General features: G+C 33.6%; 11 protein-coding genes. 9 read left to right on the forward strand and 2 right to left on the reverse strand.

Annotation, left to right across the window (positions count from 1 at the left end; genetic code table 11):
- Positions 1 to 6: 6 nt before the first annotated feature.
- Together FLACOL7796_RS19425 and FLACOL7796_RS19430 are read right to left on the reverse strand one after the other, a co-directional pair.
- Positions 7 to 894, reverse strand: a complete 888-nt coding sequence (locus tag FLACOL7796_RS19425; protein WP_173972451.1) for a glycosyltransferase family 2 protein — start codon at positions 892 to 894, stop codon at positions 7 to 9.
- Positions 894 to 1,577, reverse strand: coding sequence for a cell division ATP-binding protein FtsE (locus FLACOL7796_RS19430; RefSeq protein WP_173972452.1), 684 nt, complete (start codon positions 1,575 to 1,577; stop codon positions 894 to 896). The genes FLACOL7796_RS19425 and FLACOL7796_RS19430 overlap by 1 nt, the downstream gene beginning before the upstream one ends.
- Positions 1,578 to 1,940: 363 nt before the next feature.
- Here FLACOL7796_RS19430 and FLACOL7796_RS19435 point away from each other — a divergent pair, with 363 nt between their 5' ends.
- The 9 genes from FLACOL7796_RS19435 to gyrB all read left to right on the forward strand — a co-directional run bounded on the left by FLACOL7796_RS19435 (position 1,941) and on the right by gyrB (position 18,753).
- Entirely contained in the window at positions 1,941 to 4,955 is a 3,015-nt protein-coding gene (locus FLACOL7796_RS19435) for a tetratricopeptide repeat protein (RefSeq protein ID WP_173972453.1), read from the forward strand.
- Positions 4,956 to 5,044: 89 nt separating this feature from the next.
- Entirely contained in the window at positions 5,045 to 5,908 is an 864-nt protein-coding gene (locus FLACOL7796_RS19440) for a PhzF family phenazine biosynthesis protein (RefSeq protein WP_173972454.1), read from the forward strand.
- Between the two features lie 147 nt (positions 5,909 to 6,055).
- Positions 6,056 to 7,810: a TonB-dependent receptor gene (locus tag FLACOL7796_RS19445; RefSeq protein ID WP_173972455.1), complete on the forward strand. Its 1,755-nt coding sequence runs from the start codon at positions 6,056 to 6,058 to the stop codon at positions 7,808 to 7,810.
- Positions 7,811 to 8,335: 525 nt separating this feature from the next.
- Positions 8,336 to 8,866 (forward strand): GNAT family N-acetyltransferase, encoded by a 531-nt coding sequence (locus FLACOL7796_RS19450; protein WP_173972456.1) that lies wholly within the window; start codon positions 8,336 to 8,338, stop codon positions 8,864 to 8,866.
- A gap of 64 nt (positions 8,867 to 8,930) precedes the next feature.
- A complete protein-coding gene (locus tag FLACOL7796_RS19455; protein ID WP_173972457.1) occupies positions 8,931 to 9,380 on the forward strand; it encodes a hypothetical protein in 450 nt (149 codons plus the stop codon).
- A 531-nt stretch (positions 9,381 to 9,911) separates the two neighbouring features.
- Entirely contained in the window at positions 9,912 to 11,588 is a 1,677-nt protein-coding gene (gene asnB, locus FLACOL7796_RS19460; RefSeq protein WP_173972458.1) for an asparagine synthase B, read from the forward strand.
- Between the two features lie 325 nt (positions 11,589 to 11,913).
- Positions 11,914 to 13,530, forward strand: a complete 1,617-nt coding sequence (gene asnB / locus FLACOL7796_RS19465; RefSeq protein ID WP_173972459.1) for an asparagine synthase B — start codon at positions 11,914 to 11,916, stop codon at positions 13,528 to 13,530.
- Positions 13,531 to 13,753: 223 nt separating this feature from the next.
- Positions 13,754 to 16,489, forward strand: a complete 2,736-nt coding sequence (locus FLACOL7796_RS19470; protein WP_173972460.1) for a M16 family metallopeptidase — start codon at positions 13,754 to 13,756, stop codon at positions 16,487 to 16,489.
- 323 nt (positions 16,490 to 16,812) lie between these two features.
- Entirely contained in the window at positions 16,813 to 18,753 is a 1,941-nt protein-coding gene (gene gyrB / locus FLACOL7796_RS19475) for a DNA topoisomerase (ATP-hydrolyzing) subunit B (RefSeq protein WP_173972461.1), read from the forward strand.
- Positions 18,754 to 18,764 lie beyond the last annotated feature (11 nt).

Below are 18,764 nucleotides of genomic sequence, written 5' to 3' on the forward strand. Positions count from 1 at the left end.
AACCGATTATCTTTTTAAATTACAATAATAGCCTAATTTATAAAAATCCAGTAAATACAAATTCGGATTTTCTGAAGTTAAATTCGTTAGGATTTGTTTTTTTTTCTTTAGGTAAATTGCCTTTACAATTGTGATAAGATGCAACTTTTTCAAAGTAAGGTGAAATTTGCTCAGTCTAATTTTTTCAGGATCAATTTTATGTAAAGCAATTAAATGGTGTAAGTTTTCAACCGCTCTTTCAGATTTTTTTATAAAAGCAAAACTGTCTTCGTTATTATGATGAATTAAGAAGTTTTCGATATGCATTACAGGAACAGAATTCAATCGTAAATTTTCGATAAAAACCGCGTCTTCATAACCATATTCCTTTATAAATTCAGGGAAAGGAAATTGCGAAAGGATTTCTTTTTTTAAAAATAAATTCCAGCTAAAAACAAAATTATAATTGTTCTTAATCCTTTGATTTATAGATTTAGTTTCCCTGTTTATTCCGTATTTCCAGCGGAGTAATTTTTCTTTTGAAGGAATAGTTTGCGGGTATTTAACACCTCCAAAAATCACGTTAGGATTTGATTTTGAAAGTATTTCGATATAGTTTTTAAGATATGATTTGTGCTCAGGCAAAGCATCAGCTTCCAGAATCAACACTGTATCATACTTCGATTTAGAGCACATTAAATTGATGTTCTTTCCTCTGCCTAAATTTTCAGTATTAATAGCGAAAGAACAATTTGGAAATAAATTGATCTGGGTATTTTCAGTAATAAAATTTTGGCTTACATCGTCTTGTACAATGATTTCATATACAATTCCTAATTCATCAGCTTGTTGCTTAAGCTCTAAAACAAGCGGAACAACATTATAATTATAAGTAGGAATAAGTATCGAAAGCATTACACGCTTCGTTGCACCACTTCAAAAATTCTTTCGTCTTCACATTTTAATGTTTTAGACGGGAATTTTAATAATAAAGCATAATCGTGAGTAGCCATGATAACGGTTTTACCATTAGCATTAATTTTTTTCAATACCTCTAAAACTTCAGAACTTGTTTGCGGATCTAAGTTTCCGGTTGGCTCATCGGCAAGGATAAATTCAGGATCGTTAAGCAAAGCTCTTGCAATCGCAACACGTTGCTGCTCACCACCAGAAAGTTGGTGCGGCATTTTATTAAGGTATTCTTTCATACCCACTTTATCCAGAACTTCATCAATTTTGCGTTCCATTCCGTCTTTGTCAACCCAGCCTGTCGCTCTTAAAACAAAAAGCATATTGTCTTTTACAGAACGGTCCGGAAGTAATTTGAAATCCTGAAATACGATTCCAATTTTACGTCTCAAATACGGAATATCTTTTTCTTTTAAAGTTGCCAAATCAAACTCAACTATGTGACCTTCACCTTCAGATAATGGTAAATCTGCATATAAAGTTTTTAAGAAACTACTTTTTCCAGATCCGGTTTTTCCAATGATGTAGATAAATTCACCGTGGTTAACATCTAAATTAATATGAGATAAAATTTTTCTTCCTTCCTGATATATAGTGACTTCTTTAAGAGATAGTACGGTTTGTGACATAATAAATTGATTTGATTGGTAAAAGTAATAAGATAACGCTTCGATTCAAAATAAATTTGAATCATTTCGGCAAGAATTTTTTAAAAGTGGCCACAGATTAAAAGGATTAAAATGATTTTGTTGTTTTTTCTAAAGAAAAATTGAATTTAATCTGTGCGAATCTTTGCAATCTGCGGCAATAAAAATAGACAGAATTTTTATCTTAAGAAAAGAATTATGTCTCAGAAAGTTTGAGAACCAATATTTTGGAGTCTAATAAGCTGTTTTATAACAAGCATTAAAAAATTTGTTCATAATAAAAGCCTGAAACGTTTCGTTATAAACGGTATAAAATGATACATTTGAATACTAAATATAATTAAAATGCGTAAACTTTCCTGGTTCTTTTTATTACCAATTATCCTTTTTTCGACCATAGTTTCGGCACAAAAATCAGCTATTTATACTTACGATTTAAAGGAATTTGACAAAGCACTGGCTTTATATAATGACAAACAATATGCCTCGGCACAACTTATTTTCGAACATGTAAAAAACAATGCTACCACCGAAGAAGTTCAGTCAGATTGTGCTTATTATATCGCCAATTGTGCCATTAGAACCAACAAAGCGAATGCTGATGCTTTGATGGAAAAATTCGTTACAGATTATCCAACAAGTACCAAACAAAATCAGGCTTATATCGAGGTTGCACAATATTTCTTCGAACAGGGAAATTATCCAAAAGCACTGTTATGGTTTGATAAAGTGGATGAAAGTTACATGAGCAAATCAGACTCGGATAAGTTTAATTTCCAGAAAGGTTATGCTTACTTTAATGCTAAAAAGAAAAAAGAAGCAACTACTTATTTTAATAAAGTGGTGAATTCTGCTGAATTTGGTTCTCAGGCCAAATATTATTTAGGTTTCATGGCGTATGAAGGTGATGATTATAAAGAAGCTACCAAGTACTTTGATGAAGTTTCAGGCGAAGAAAAGTACAAAGAAAAACTGTCTTACTATCAGGCTGATATGAACTTTAAATTAGGAAATTTTCAAAAAGCGATTGATTTAGGACAAAAAGCGATGTCTAAATCAAATGAGCTTGAGAAATCAGAACTAAATAAAATCATCGGCGAAAGCTATTTCAATTTAAAACAATACGACAAAGCAATTCCGTTTTTAGAGCAATATGCAGGTAAAAAAGGAAAGTGGAATAATACAGATTTCTACCAATTAGGTTATGCGTATTATGAGCGAAAAGATTATGAAAAAGCGATTTCTCAATTCAATAAAATCATTGAAGGAAAAGATTTCGTAGCGCAAAATGCGTATTACCATTTAGGTTTAAGTTATTTGAATACAGGCAAAAAACAAGAAGCTCTAAACGCTTTTAAAAATGCATCTGAAATGGATTTTAATGCACAAATTCAGGAAGATGCCGCTTTAAATTATGCTAAAGTGAGTTATGATATCGGAAACGCTTATCAAACTGTTCCGGCAATTTTGCTTGATTTCCTTAAAAAATATCCAAACAATTCTAGCAGATCTGAAGTAGAAAAATTATTGGTTGATTCTTATATTTCGACTAAAAACTACAAAGAAGCGTTGACTTTATTAGAGAAAAACAGATCGGCAGAAAACAAAGCAGCGTACCAAAAAGTGCTTTTTTACAGAGGTTTAGAATTGTATAATGAATCGAATTATCAGGAAGCAGGAAAAATGTTTAAAAGTGCGATCAGCGAACAAAAAACACCTGAATTTACAGCACGTGCTACTTTCTGGAAAGCAGAAACCGAATATGTTACGGCAGATTTTCAGAACGCATTGTTGAGCTACAAACAATTTGCAGGATTGGCTGCGGCGAAAACAACCGACGAATATAAAAACATCAATTATAATATTGGATACACGTATTTTAAACTGAAAGAATACGATCAGGCAGGAAATTCATTTCAGGCACAAATCGACAACTCAAAAGAAGATAAAGTTCGTTTGAATGATTCTTATTTGCGTTTGGGAGATTGTCGTTTTGTAAATTCAAAATACACTGCTGCCAATGAAGCTTACGCAAAAGCAATCGAAGCAAGAGGTGTTGATGCTGATTATGCTCAGTTTCAAAAAGCGATTTCTTACGGATTCATGTCTAAAAATGATAAGAAAATCGATGAGTTGAATAATTTCCTTCAGATGTATAAAAAATCAGAGTATCGTGACGATGCTTTGTATGAATTAGGAAATACTTATGCAGCGGAGAAAAAGAACGATCAGGCACTTAAAACGTACGATCATTTAATTTCTGAATATAAAAACGGAGCCTTTACTTCAAAATCAATTTTAAAACAAGGTTTGATTTATTACAACTCAGATCGTGATGCTTTGGCATTAACTAAATTCAAAAAAGTAGCGGCAGAATTCCCTAAAACTCCGGAGGCTTTAGAAGCAGTTTCGACCGCACGATTGATTTATGTAGATTCAGGAAAAGTAGATGAATATGCTACCTGGGTTCGTACTTTAGATTTTGTTGCCGTTACAGATGCTGAACTGGATAATGATACTTATGATGCTGCATTTAAACAATACAGCCAAAATAACAGCAAACTGGCTATTACCGGTTTTACAGGTTATATCAATAAATTTCAAACAGGATTACATTCATTAGAAGCTAATTTTTATCTGGCACAATTGTATTATGCAGAAGGTTCAGAAACAAAATCAGTAGCTAATTATCAATATGTAATCGATCAGCCTAGAAGTGAGTTTACAGAACAATCTTTAATGAAATTAGCGCAGATTTACTTAAAAGCAAAAGATTGCGATAAGTCGATTCCGGTCTTGAAACGTTTAGACGATGAAGCTGATTCTTCTCAAAATAAAAGTTTTGCTCAGGCGAATTTGATGAAATGTTACTACGACAAAAAAGATTACGATAACTCGGTTGTATACGCAGACAAAGTATTGCAAAATGCAAAAGCAGATGCTAACGTAAAAGCCGATGCGCAAATTATTGTAGCGCGCGCAGCAATGCAAACGGGTAATGAAGATAAAGCAAAAGCAGCTTACGCGAAATTATCAGCAACATCAAAAGGAGAATTAGCGGCAGAAGCGTTGTATTATGATGCTTATTTTAAAACAAAAGAAGGCAAGTTTGATGCATCAAATGTTTCGGTTCAGAAATTGGCTAAAAACTATTCGGCTTATAAATATTACGGAGCGAAGAGTTTGGTTTTAATGGCGAAAAACTTCTACGGATTAAAAGACAGTTATCAGGCGACTTATATTTTAGATAACGTAATCAACAATTTTACCGATTATCCGGATGTTGTCGAAGAAGCTAAAAAAGAATTGAGCGCTATAAAATTAGAAGAGTCTAAGACAAATTCTTCGATTAATAAATAGTTTTTAGTAGTGAAAAGTAAAATGTTTTCTGTAAAAAGAAGCATAGCGAAAAACACATTTTACATCTCACAAAACACATTTTACAAGTTATGAGTTTACCCTTTTATATAGTTGACGTTTTTGCTGATAAAAAATATGCCGGAAATCAATTGGCGGTTTTTTTGGATGCGGGAAATTTAAGTTCGGTAGAAATGCAGCAAATTGCGCGTGAAATTAATTTTGCCGAAAGCACTTTTATCACCAAACTTGATATAGAAAATAATAAAGCCGAGATCAAAATATTTACACCCTCTCAGGAAATGCAATTTGCGGGACATCCGATAATTGGAACTTCGTGGGTTTTGATCAATAAAGTATTTGATAATGCTCCGGAGAGTATAAAATTAAATGTTCCGATTGGGCCAATTTCAGTTCATCAGTCTGAAGGTTTGATTTGGTTAAAAGCTGCTCAGCCTAAGTTTTGGGATATTTTTGCGAAAGAAGATTTTACAGTATTTAGTAATCTGAAAAGTCATGATTTTGAAAACCAATTTCCAATTCAGGAAGTAACAACCGGAAGTGCTTTTGTGATGGTAGGATTAAGCAGTAAAAGAGCTTTAGAGAATTTAGTTTTAGACAAAGACAAAACAGAAAACTGGCTTAAAAAGAATTGCAAAACAGCACATCAGGCTTTGTATTTTTATTATTTAGAAGGTTCAAAATTGTTTAGCCGAATGTTGTGTATCGAACACAATCAATTGGTAGAAGATGCCGCAACAGGAAGCGCGAGTACGTGCTTGCAAGCTTTTCTATTAAAATATCATAAACCTGAAATTGACTTGATTAACTATCAGGGAGACTACATCAACCGTCCATCGCAAATTTATTTTAAAGGAAGTTTAAACGATAACGACTTTGATATTCAAATAGGAGGAAAAGCTCAGTTTGTAGCCAAAGGTGAGTGGGAAGCTTAGTTTAGAGATAATAGAATAAAGAACAAAGAGAATAGAACAAAGAAGAAAGATATTAGAAAATATAATAAAAAATATAGAGAAATTTAGGAATCGAAGAGAAGTCTTGCTTCTTTGCTCTTTTTTCTTATTCTCTCAAAATAAAGAAATATGAGAATTAATTGCCAGAATAAAATCATCATTTTACTAGTATTGTTTGTTGTCCAGGTTTCGTTTGCTCAAAAGAAAAAAGAAGAAACAATTGGTACTGAAACAGTAAATGTGGTAAAACCCTATTCGCCAACAATTTCAGATGCCTTTAAAGTAAAGGAAACGCCTTCGCTTGACGATACTGGAAATCAGCCAAAAGAAACTATTAAATATAGTATTTTGTCGGTTCCTGTGGCTTCGACTTTTACGCCATCAAAAGGAAAAGCAGAAGGTGTTGAGAAATCAAAAAGAGAAAAACTGTTTAATAATTATGCAACTTTAGGAGTTGGAAATTATGGAACTCTAAATGCTGAATTATTCGTGAATCAGGATTTAGGAAACAACGATTATGTAGCGGGAATGTTTCGTCATCACTCTTCGCAGGGCGGAATTAAAGATGTAGATTTAAATGATGAGTTTTATGATACTGCATTAAATGTAGGTTACGGTGTAAACAATCGTGATATGTCATGGAACGTTGATTTAGGATATCAAAATCAGATTTATAACTGGTATGGTTTACCGGCTGATTTTGGATCGACTTTAGCAGGACAAACGCGCGATGATTTAATTAGAGGAATCAATCCAAATCACTCTTATAATACCATTTCTTTAGGTGGAAATATCGAATTTAATGAAGGGATTTTTAGTAAAATATCTACTAAATTCACGCATTTCTCAGATAGTTTTTCTTCTTCAGAAAATCGTTTTTATGTAAAGCCTTCTTTCAGGGTAGAAGTAATGGATCAATCGATAAACACGAATATTATTGTGGATCACGTAAGCGGATCTTTTGAACATAATTATGCTCGTGATAATACAAGTCCATTGAAATACAGTTTGACAAATTTTGGGATCGAACCAAGTTTTGTAATTCTTGAAAACGACTGGACACTTGAGTTAGGAGCTGGATTGTTCTATGGTTTAGATTCTGAAAACAGCGGAAACAAGTTTTTTATCTATCCCAAAGTAAATGCTTCTTATAAATTAGTAGGCGATTTAATGATTTTCTACACGGGAGTAAATGGTAGTTTAGAGCAAAACTCCTACGCTGATTTTGTGAATGATAATCCGTTTTTATCTCCAACATTAAATATGCGTCCAACAAGTAATCAGTATACTGTTTTTGCAGGTTTAAAAGGTAAATTGGCAAACAATATCAATTATAACCTGACAGGTTCGTATTTAAACGAAAAAGACAAAGCATTGTACAAAGGCAATGATTATACAGAGGATTTCTCCAACCAGAATTATGCTTTCGGAAACTCTTTTGGAGTAGTTTATGATGATGTGAGAACCTTCCGTTTCTACGGAGAATTAAAAGCTGATTTTTCAAGAAATGTTTCTTTTGGAATCAACGGAACTTTCAATAGCTACAAATACGATGGTGTAGAAGCATGGAATTTACCTTCAATGAAAATAAGTTCGAATCTTGATGTAAATATTACGAAACAATGGTATGCAGGTTTAAATGTTTTCTTTGTAGGAGAACGTAAAGACATGCAGTCGAACTTAGATTTAGGAACTGATCCTGTTATTACAACATTAAAAAGCTATTTTGATGCCAACGCGCATTTAGGATACAAATACAACGAACGTTTAACTTGTTTCTTAAAACTGAATAATATTGGAAATCAGGCTTACGAAAAATGGCTTAATTATCCTGTACAAGGATTTCAGGTATTAGTTGGAGCAAATTATAAATTCGATTTTTAAGGTTTTTTAACCGCAAAGCGCTTAAAGTTTTTTTTTACGCTAATACATAAAACACAAAGTTCGCAAAGCTAGTTCAACATAAAGCTTTTCGAACTTTGTGTTTTTAAGAAATCTTCTACGTATAAAATCTTTGTGTTCTTTGTGGTAAAATTTTAGGTTCCGGATAGAAAAATAACCGCAAAGTTTTTTTTCTCTGAAAATATTCTAAGCAGAAAATCTTTACCTGCTTTTGGGTAAAATTAAATTGTTATGGAATTCGTTAAATTGGTAGAATTATTTCGCAATAACTATCAGAAACAAAGTTTTTCGAATGACTTTTAAGCTATACATTCCTGAATTAATTTAAATATTTCGGAACTTGTAACTCATGCTTTTTTGGTCGATCTTTGTGTTATTCCCGGACTTAGGGATTGAAAGAATCGAGTACATAATCTCACGCGCTTAACATTTTTATTTAGACTTTAATATAAAAAAAACTTAGCGCCCTTTGCGGTTAGATAAGTTGAATAAATTAAAATGTTTAGAATGGAAATTAAATTAAGACAAGAAACGGAACAAGATCACAAAAGTGTTTTTCAGGTAATACAAAAAGCTTTTGAAAATGAAGAATACAGTGATCATAAAGAACAATTTTTGGTAGAGAGATTAAGAAAGTCAAATACTTTTATTCCGGAATTATCGATTGTTGCCGAAGTAGATAATAAAATTGTTGGACATATTTTATTAACCAAACTTGAAATCGAAAATGATATAGATACCTATGAATCTTTAGCATTGGCTCCGGTTTCAGTTTTGCCTGAATTTCAGGGAAAAGGAGTGGGCTCAAAATTAATTTTGTACAGTCACGAAGTAGCCAAAGAATTAGGCTATAAGTCAATTATATTATTGGGACATGAAAAATATTATCCAAGATTTGGATATGAATTAACCAATAAGTACGGAATCGAAATGCCTTTTGATGTTCCTGCAGAAAATTGCATGGTGGCCGTTTTAGCAAAAAATGGATTATCAGGAGTAAGAGGAAAAGTGATTTATCCCGATGCTTTTTTTGAATAATAAATTACACAAAGAAGAAAAACCTTTGCACCTTTGTAACTTAGAACCTCAGTACCTAAAAAAAATGGAATTCAAACAAAAAATACATTCACATTACCTGCAAATGGTTCAGGACCGAATCGACGTTTTTAGAGACATGATTTGGGCTTTGACCGAAGATTCTAAAAACGATGCAAAAGGTTCCGCCGGAGATAAGCATGAAACTGCTTTGTCGATGATGCATATCGAGCAGGAAAAACTTACCAATAAACTAAAAGAAGCGATAACCCAAAAAGCGATTTTAGATAAAATAGATCCCACAAAAACAACTGAAAATATCATTTCAGGAAGTTTGGTAAAAGCCAACGGAATTTATTTGTATGTAAGTGTGGCGCTTCCTAAAATTACTATTGATGGTATAAATGTTATTGCGCTTTCTCCTCAATCTCCGCTTGGTTCGCATTTGATGGGGAATAAAGTTGGGTTTCAATTTGAAATAAATAAGACGCATTATACAATTGAGAGTGTTTCGTAAATAGATTATTGTCTATAAGACCTTTGTCAAAGTTTTAAACTTTGACAAAGGTTTGCGGGCTAAACACACAATCTTGTCAGACTGACCAAAGTCAAAGTCATGTAGAAATTCCGTATCGTAAACCCGACAGTTTTTTAAAACCTGTCGGGTTTATTGCGTTTAGAAAAATCGCCAGTCTTTATCGAGTTTCTAGTGTGATTTCTCCTTACGTTGAAATGACAAGATTGACAAAAACAATAATTCTTCGACTATTTTCTTTCTTCTCTTTGTGAATGTTTCAATGATTTTGAAATATCATAAAGTTTAATTCAAAGATCTTTTTAAAACCTTGTGATTTGTGCTTTGTTTGAGCCTGAAATTGAAATTTTCAAGTTTGAGCCTTTTTTTAGTGTTAAAATTTTACATTTTATATGTAAAATTAAAATTATGGTTTAAAATTATAACTGAAATTAGTATTTGTGTTTTTCAATCGTAACCGTTAACGCATCTTTGCCTTATCAAAATAAAATTTAAAAATAAAAATATATAGTTATGTGTGGAATCGTATGTGCCTTTGATCTAAAACAAAAAGCCGAAACCTTAAGACCTCAAGTATTAGAAATGTCTAAAATCATTCGTCACCGTGGACCGGACTGGAGCGGAATTTACAGCAATGATAAAGCAATTCTTTCTCATGAGCGTTTGGCGATTGTAGATCCAGCTTCAGGAAAACAACCTTTATTTACAGAAGATAAAAAATTGGTTTTGGCTGCAAATGGTGAGATTTACAACCACAGAGAATTGCGTAAACAATTTGAAGGAAAATATAACTTTCAGACAGAAAGTGATTGTGAGGTTATCTTAGCGCTTTACAAAGAAAAAGGACCTCATTTTGTAGATGAAATGAACGGAATCTTCGGATTTGCAATCTATGATGTAGAGAAAGATGAGTATTTTATTGCTCGTGACCATATGGGAATTATTCCATTATACATTGGTTGGGATCAACACGGAACTTTCTACGTAGCTTCTGAATTGAAAGCTTTAGAAGGATATTGTACAAAAATCGAATTGTTTCCTCCAGGACATTATATGACAAGCAAAGACGGTGAATTTGTACAATGGTACAAAAGAGACTGGACAGATTATGATGCAGTAAAAGACAACGAAACTAGTATTCCAGCGATTAAAGAAGCTTTAGAAGCAGCGGTTCACAGGCAATTAATGAGTGATGTTCCTTACGGAGTTTTACTTTCAGGAGGTTTAGATTCGTCTATTACTTCGGCTGTAGCCAAAAAATTTGCTCAAAAACGTATTGAGTCAGATGATACAACAGATGCGTGGTATCCACAATTGCACTCTTTCTCAGTGGGATTAGACGGTTCTCCTGATTTAGCAGCAGCTCAGGTGGTAGCAAAACATATCGGAACAATTCACCATGAAATCAAATTTACGATTCAGGAAGGTTTAGATGCAGTTCGTGATGTAATTTACAACTTAGAAACGTATGATGTAACTACAGTTAGAGCATCAACTCCAATGTGGTTAATGGCGAGAGTTATTAAATCAATGGGAATTAAAATGGTATTGTCAGGTGAAGGTGCAGATGAGTTGTTTGGAGGATATTTATATTTCCATAAAGCACCAAACGCAAGAGAATTTCACGAAGAAAACGTTCGTAAGTTAGGTAAATTACACATGTACGATTGTTTACGTGCCAACAAAAGTTTGGCAGCATGGGGAATCGAAGGTCGTGTACCGTTCTTAGACAAAGAATTTATGGATGTTGCGATGCGCATCAACCCACAAGATAAAATGATCAACAAAGAACACCCGATGGAAAAATGGGTTGTTCGTAAAGCTTTTGAAGATATGTTGCCGGAAAGTGTAGCATGGAGACAAAAAGAACAATTTTCTGATGGAGTAGGATACAGCTGGATCGATACTTTGAAAGAAGTGGTAGCCAAAGAAGTTTCAGACGAGCAATTGGCAAATGCGAAATACAAATTCCCATTGCAAACCCCAACTTCTAAAGAAGAGTATTACTACCGTTCAATTTTCGCAGAACATTTCCCAAGTGATGCAGCAGCATTATGTGTGCCTCAGGAAGCAAGTGTAGCTTGTAGTACAAAAATTGCATTAGAGTGGGATGAAGCTTTCAAAAACATGAACGATCCTTCAGGAAGAGCCGTTGCAAGTGTGCATGATGACGCTTACGCGAAAGCATAAAAAAGGAATTTTTAGAATTAGTATATATTATATTTCCGAAAGACGTTCTCAATCCTGAGAGCGTTTTTCTTGTCTTATAATGTTAAATTCTGTTATTTCAGTGACTTAAAATTATTTTTCAATAATTATTTAAGTTTCTTTTCTATATTTGGCATTAGCCAAAACAATGTTAAAATCGCTTATATTGTAGCGATATAAATACAAAAAAAGCTAAAACTATAATTTTGTTTTAGCTGAAAATTAGAGGATTATAAAAAGGTTTTATATTGGGCTTACCTCTTTTAGTTGTGAGTAAAACTTAAAAGAAATAAAAAAATAGAATAGTATGTCTGGATTATTGGCTGTTATAGGTAAAGGAAAAGACCCGCAACTCGTAAAAGAGCTTTCTACAAGAATGTCGCATCGTGGTCCTGATGAAAGTGATTTGCATATTATGGAAAATGGAAGTATCATTTGCCATGAAAGTTTATCGATTATTGATCTTAAATCGGGTAAACAACCCATTCAGGGAACAAACAAGGCCTGGATGGTGCATGATGGAGAAATTTATAACTATCAGGAATTGAAAGATACTGTTTTAAAAAACCATACTTTTAGAACAAAATCAGACTCTGAAGTCATCGTGCATTTGTACGAAGAGTTTGGATATAAGTTTTGTAATATGCTTGATGGCGATTTTGCTTTTGTAATTATCGATGGTGATAATTATATTGCGGCAAGAGATGCTGTTGGTGTTAAACCTTTATATTACGGACTGGACGAAAGAGGAAGGATTTATTTTTCTTCAGAAATGAAATCAATCGCAGATCAGTGTAAATCATTTTCTACGTTTCCTCCGGGACATTATTATACCGGAAAAACAGGTTTTGTAAAATATTATAACCCAGAATACGAAGATCATTCTAATGCTAATAAAGCTTTAGATTTTGCTTTGGTACGTGAATCCTTAATCGAGGCAACCCGTAAACGTTTGTTAAGTGAAGTTCCTGTTGGTGTAATATTATCGGGAGGTTTAGATACTTCGTTGATTTCGTCAATTGCTTCGGGATTATTAAAAGATAGTGGTAAAAAGTTGCCTTCTTTTTCTATAGGTTTAGATGCTGATTCGCCAGATAATATTATGGCTAGAAAAGCAGCTGAATTTTTAGGTACAGATCATCACGAAATACATTTTACGGTAGAAGAAGGTGTTGCTGTTTTAGAAAAAGTAATTTACCATATCGAGACTTATGATATTATTTCGGTAAGATCTAGTGTGCCAATGTATTTATTATCTAAGGCAATCGCAGATCAGGGAGTAAAAGTAATTCTTTCCGGTGAAGGCGCTGATGAGATTTTTGGAGGACATTTGTATTTTAGAAATGCACCTTCTGCAGAAGAATTTCAGGATGAAACCATCGAAAGAGTTCAAAAGTTATTTACAGCCGATTTATTGCGTGCCGATAAAACAACAATGGCACACGGACTAGAAGCCAGAATTCCGTTTTTAGACAAAGATTTTTTAGATGTTGCTATTCGTGTTAAAACCGAAGAAAAACAGCCTAAAACATACGATGGTGTCGAAAAATACATTTTAAGAAAAGCATTCGATACTCCTGAACATCCATATTTGCCAGCTGAGGTTTTATGGAGACAAAAAGAACAGTTTTCTGATGGAGTAGGATATAGCTGGATTGATGAATTGATTGAATATTGTGCAACTCAGGTTTCAGATGAACAATTGGCCGGAGCAAGTGCTGAATTTCCGTATAATTCACCAACAACAAAAGAAGCGTATCTTTACAGATCAATTTTTCATAAATTTTATCCGCAAGTTAGTGCTGCGCAAACAGTACGAAAATGGATTCCGAAATGGCAGGAAAATCAGGATCCGAGTGGAAGAGCTAATGCTGCACACTTAAAAGGAAATTTCGAAAGCGTAAAATCTGGAGTAGAGGTTTAGCTTTTTAAATGTCAATTAATAAATTCCAAATTCCAATTTGGATTAAAATAATATAAAATCCGAAACAGCATTATAAGTGTTGGTTTCGGATTTTTTTTGTGCGTAAATTTTGCTATTACGGTTTGCCGTAAATTACTAAAAGTAAGTTAATATTGATGTATTGTGTTTAGGAAAAAAACTATATTTGGTTACCAAAAATTAACTAATCCTTTAACTGTAATCTATGAGAAACTTATTATTAAGCAGTGTCTTATGCTGCTCTCTTGTTTCATTTTCTTCAGTTTATGCACAAAAAAAGACTGAAACCCCAAAGTACATCAAAAATGTCGAAGGCGTAAAAGAATATTCGCTGAATAACGGCTTGAAAGTACTGTTTATTCCCGATGCTTCCCAAAGCAATATGGTCGTGAATATTGTTTATAATGTAGGTTCAAGAAATGAAGGTTATGGTGAAAAAGGTATGGCGCACTTGCTGGAACACATGCTTTTTAAAAGTACCAAAAATTTAGGAGATATTAAAAAAATGCTTTCTGACAAAGGAGGAAATGCAAACGGAACAACCTGGTTAGACCGAACAAATTATTATGAAGTTTTTCCTTCGAATGATGAAAATCTAAAATGGAGTATCGAAATGGAAGCCGATCGAATGATCAACGCGACTATTTTACAAACCGATCTTGATAAAGAATTCTCAGTAGTTAGAAACGAATTCGAAATTGGCGAAAATAATCCGGATGGAGTTTTGCAGGAAAGAATTTTGTCTTCGGCTTATGTATGGCACAATTACGGAAGAAGTACCATTGGTAGTAAAGAAGATATTGAACGCGTAAAAGCCAAAACGCTAAGGGTTTTTTATGAGAAATATTACCAGCCTGATAATTCAATTTTAATAATTGCCGGAAAGTTTGATGAGCAAAAAGCACTGCAATATGTGGGGCAATATTTTGGAGCAATTCCAAAACCTAAAAGAACGCTGGATAAAACCTATACGATCGAACCGGCTCAGGACGGAGAAAAATATGTTGAATTAAACAGAGCAGGAGACAGTAAAAATATTGGCGCGTTATATCATACCGCTGCTTATGTAGATAAAGATTATGCTGCGCTTGATGCTTTAGGAGAGATTCTAACGGCTGATCCTTCGGGTTATTTATATAAAACATTGGTAGAAACCCAAAAAGTATCGAGTATTTATTTTTGGCAGCCAACAACCAGAGATGCTAGTTTTATGTATTTTGGAGTTGCCGTTCCTAACGATAAAGATGTTAAGGTTACAAAAGATATTGTAAGATCTGAACTGGATAAAATAGGATCGACTAAATATACCGATGAAGATGTAAGCAGAGCCAAAGCAAAAATTATCAAACAAATTGAAGGTATAAAAAACAATACAATTTCATTTGCTATAAATCTTACTGAGATTATTGGCGCGGGAGATTACAGATTAGGATTTTTGTACAGAGATGCTGTCGAAAACCTAACAAAAGAAGATATACAAAGAGTTGCTGAAAAGTATTTTAGAAGCAATAACAGAACAGTTGGAGTTTTTATTCCGTCTAAAGACGAGCAAAGAGTAAAACCGGCAGAATATACAGATGAGCAATTACTGGCTTTAACCAAAGATTACAAAGGAAAAGCTTTAGAGAAAGAAGCAGCTGCTTTTGAAGCTTCTATCAAAAACTTAAAACAAAATTTTGTAGAAGGCAAATTGAGCAATGGTACAAAATATGGCCTGATCAAAAAAGAAATAAAAGGCGGAAAGGTTCAGGCTAGTTTTCAGTTTCCTGTAAGTAACGAAAAGGATTTAACCGGAAAATCAGATACTGGAGGAATTTTGGCTCAGTTGTTAAAAACAGGAACGAAAACACGAACTAAAGAACAAATCAGCGATCGCTTAGATCAATTAAAATCAAGTATTTATTTTAATTTTACAAGACAAACTTTATCAGTAAATATTAGTACTTACAAAGAGAATTTTAAAGAAGTAATGGAGATTTTAAACGATTTACTGACAAATTCTACTTTTCCTGAAAATGAGCTGACAAAGACAATCAGTGAATACAACACTTATTTAGAAGCAAATCTAAATGATCCGCAATCAGTTGCTTTTACGGAACTTTCAAGACAAACGACAAATTACCCTAAAGGAAGTATTTTTTATACACCAACGCTTCAGGAACAAATAGATGCATTTAAAAAAATCAAGCAAACTGAAATTGTAGATTTTTATAAAAATATTCTGGGAGGAAATAATGGAGTTGGAAGTGTGGTAGGAGATTTAGAAGGAAAATCTACAGCTGAGATTTTAGAAAATACTTTTGGGAAATGGAATTCAAAATCAAACTATGAATTAGCTAAACCTACTTATTTTGAAACAAAAGTATCAGATAAAGATTTTATAACTCCGGATAAAGAAAATGCGGTAGCGCTTGGTAGAATTGGTTTTAAAATGACAAGAAGCAGTGCAGATTACCCTGCATTTGTAATGGCTAATGAAATAATAGGAAGCGGAGGATTTTTAAGCGCAAGAATTCCGATGAGATTGAGAGAAAAAGAAGGGATAAGTTACGGAGCAGGTTCATTTATTGATGTGCCTATTACAAGTGATGTTGCTTCATGGTCGTATTATGCTTTTTTAAATCCGACTAAAAAGAATGCTGTTGAAACCGCTACAAAAGAGGAAATTGCAAAAGCATTGAAAGATGGTTTTACAGCTGATGAGCTAAAAGCAAACCTGGTGAGTTGGCAAAATGAAAGAAAAACAAGATTGGGTAGTGATGATACTTTAATGAATCTTGTAAACACTTATTTGCAATACGGAATTCCGTTAGAAGATTATGATACATTAGAAACTAAAGTTAAAGCGTTAAAAGTCGAAGAAGTAAATATAGTTTTAAGAAAGTATTTAAGTCTGGATAAAATGACTTCAGTTTACGCAGGAGATTTTAATAAGAAATAATAAAAAAAGGAAAATTTCGATATTGAAATTTCCAAATTCCAAAATCCGGAATGACATTAAATTGTCGTTTCGGATTTTGTTTTTAAAGTCTTTTAAGTGTTGGAATTCAGAATTTATTGCGAGGCTTTGGGATTGAAATTTTCTATTACTATTGAGAATTTTAAAAAATTCCATTTTAAAATTGATTGTGGTTGTTTTATTAGACTTTTTTTGATAATATGTTAATAACTTAAGCGCTTTAAATGGTATTTTAACGGATATATAATTTGCGTTTTTATATATTTGCGTGTTAGACAATAATTACATTTTTTAGAATAAATTATATGAGCGAAGAAATCAAGAAGAACAATTATTCAGCAGATAGTATTCAGGCATTAGAAGGAATGGAGCACGTAAGAATGCGTCCATCGATGTATATTGGAGATGTGGGAGTTCGAGGGCTACATCATTTGGTTTATGAGGTTGTTGATAACTCTATTGATGAGGCGATGGGAGGACATTGTGATACTATTGGTGTTGCAATTAACGAAGACGGTTCAGTAACAGTTGAAGATAACGGTCGTGGTATTCCAGTTGATTTACATAAAAAAGAAGGTGTTTCGGCACTTGAAGTAGTAATGACCAAGATTGGTGCCGGAGGTAAATTCGATAAAGATTCTTATAAAGTTTCCGGAGGTTTACACGGTGTTGGGGTTTCGGTTGTAAATGCACTTTCGGTTCATATGAAATCTACTGTTTTTAGAGAAGGTAAAATCTACGAGCAGGAGTACGAAAGAGGTAAAGCAATATACCCGGTTAAACAAATTGGAGAAACAGAAAAAAGAGGTACACGTCAGACTTTTTATCCTGATGATACTATTTTTACTCAAACTATAGAATTCTCTTATGATACTTTATCAGCTCGTATGCGTGAGCTTTCTTTCCTGAACAAAGGAATTACAATCACGTTTACAGACAAGAGAGAAGTAGATGAAAAAGGCGAATTTAAAAGCGAAGTTTTTCATTCAGACGAAGGTCTTAAAGAATACATTCGTTATTTAGATGGTAACCGTGAGCCAATTATTTCTCACGTAATCAGCATGGATCACGAAAAAGGTGAAATTCCGGTTGAGGTTGCTTTAATTTACAATACAAGTTATACAGAGAATATTTTCTCATACGTAAATAACATCAACACGCACGAAGGAGGAACGCATTTACAAGGTTTTAGAAGTGGTTTAACAAGAACCCTTAAAAAATACGCTGATGCATCCGGAATGCTGGATAAACTGAAATTCGAAATTGCCGGAGATGACTTCCGTGAAGGATTAACAGCTATTATTTCGGTAAAAGTTGCAGAACCACAATTCGAAGGACAAACCAAAACTAAACTTGGAAACAGAGAAGTAGTTTCTCCGGTTTCTCAGGCTGTTGGAGAAATGTTAGAGAATTATCTGGAAGAAAATCCAAATGATGCCCGAATCATTATCCAAAAAGTAATTTTGGCTGCACAAGCTCGTCACGCTGCTAAAAAAGCACGTGAAATGGTACAACGTAAAACCGTTATGGGCGGTGGAGGATTGCCAGGAAAACTTTCTGATTGTTCTGAGCAGGATCCTGCAAGATGTGAAGTTTACCTTGTCGAGGGAGATTCGGCTGGTGGAACAGCAAAACAAGGTCGTGATCGTAACTTTCAGGCGATTTTACCATTACGTGGTAAGATTTTGAACGTTGAAAAAGCGATGCATCATAAAGTATTCGAAAACGAAGAGATTCGTAACATCTTTACCGCTTTAGGAGTTACCGTTGGTACTGCAGAAGATAGTAAAGCTTTAAATCTTGAAAAACTAAGATATCATAAAGTAATCATCATGTGTGATGCCGATGTCGATGGTAGTCACATTTCTACCTTAATATTAACGTTCTTCTTCCGTTTCATGAAAGAATTAATCGAAGAAGGTCACGTTTACATCGCAGCACCACCTTTATATTTAGTTAAAAAAGGAAACAAAAAAGAATATGCATGGAACGATGTTCAGCGTGACCAGGCCAACGAGAGAATGGGAGGAAGTGCTGCTATTCAACGTTATAAAGGTCTTGGAGAGATGAACGCGGAGCAATTATGGGAAACTACAATGGATCCGAGTTTCAGAACTTTACGTCAGGTAACTATTGATAGTTTAGCCGAAGCTGATAGAGTTTTCTCAATGTTAATGGGAGACGAAGTTCCGCCACGTAGAGAATTTATCGAGAAAAATGCAGTTTACGCAAATATCGATGCATAATAAATTTTAAT

The sequence above is a fragment of the Flavobacterium bizetiae genome, from assembly GCF_902804475.1.
GTDB classification, from domain to species: Bacteria; Bacteroidota; Bacteroidia; order Flavobacteriales; family Flavobacteriaceae; genus Flavobacterium; species Flavobacterium bizetiae.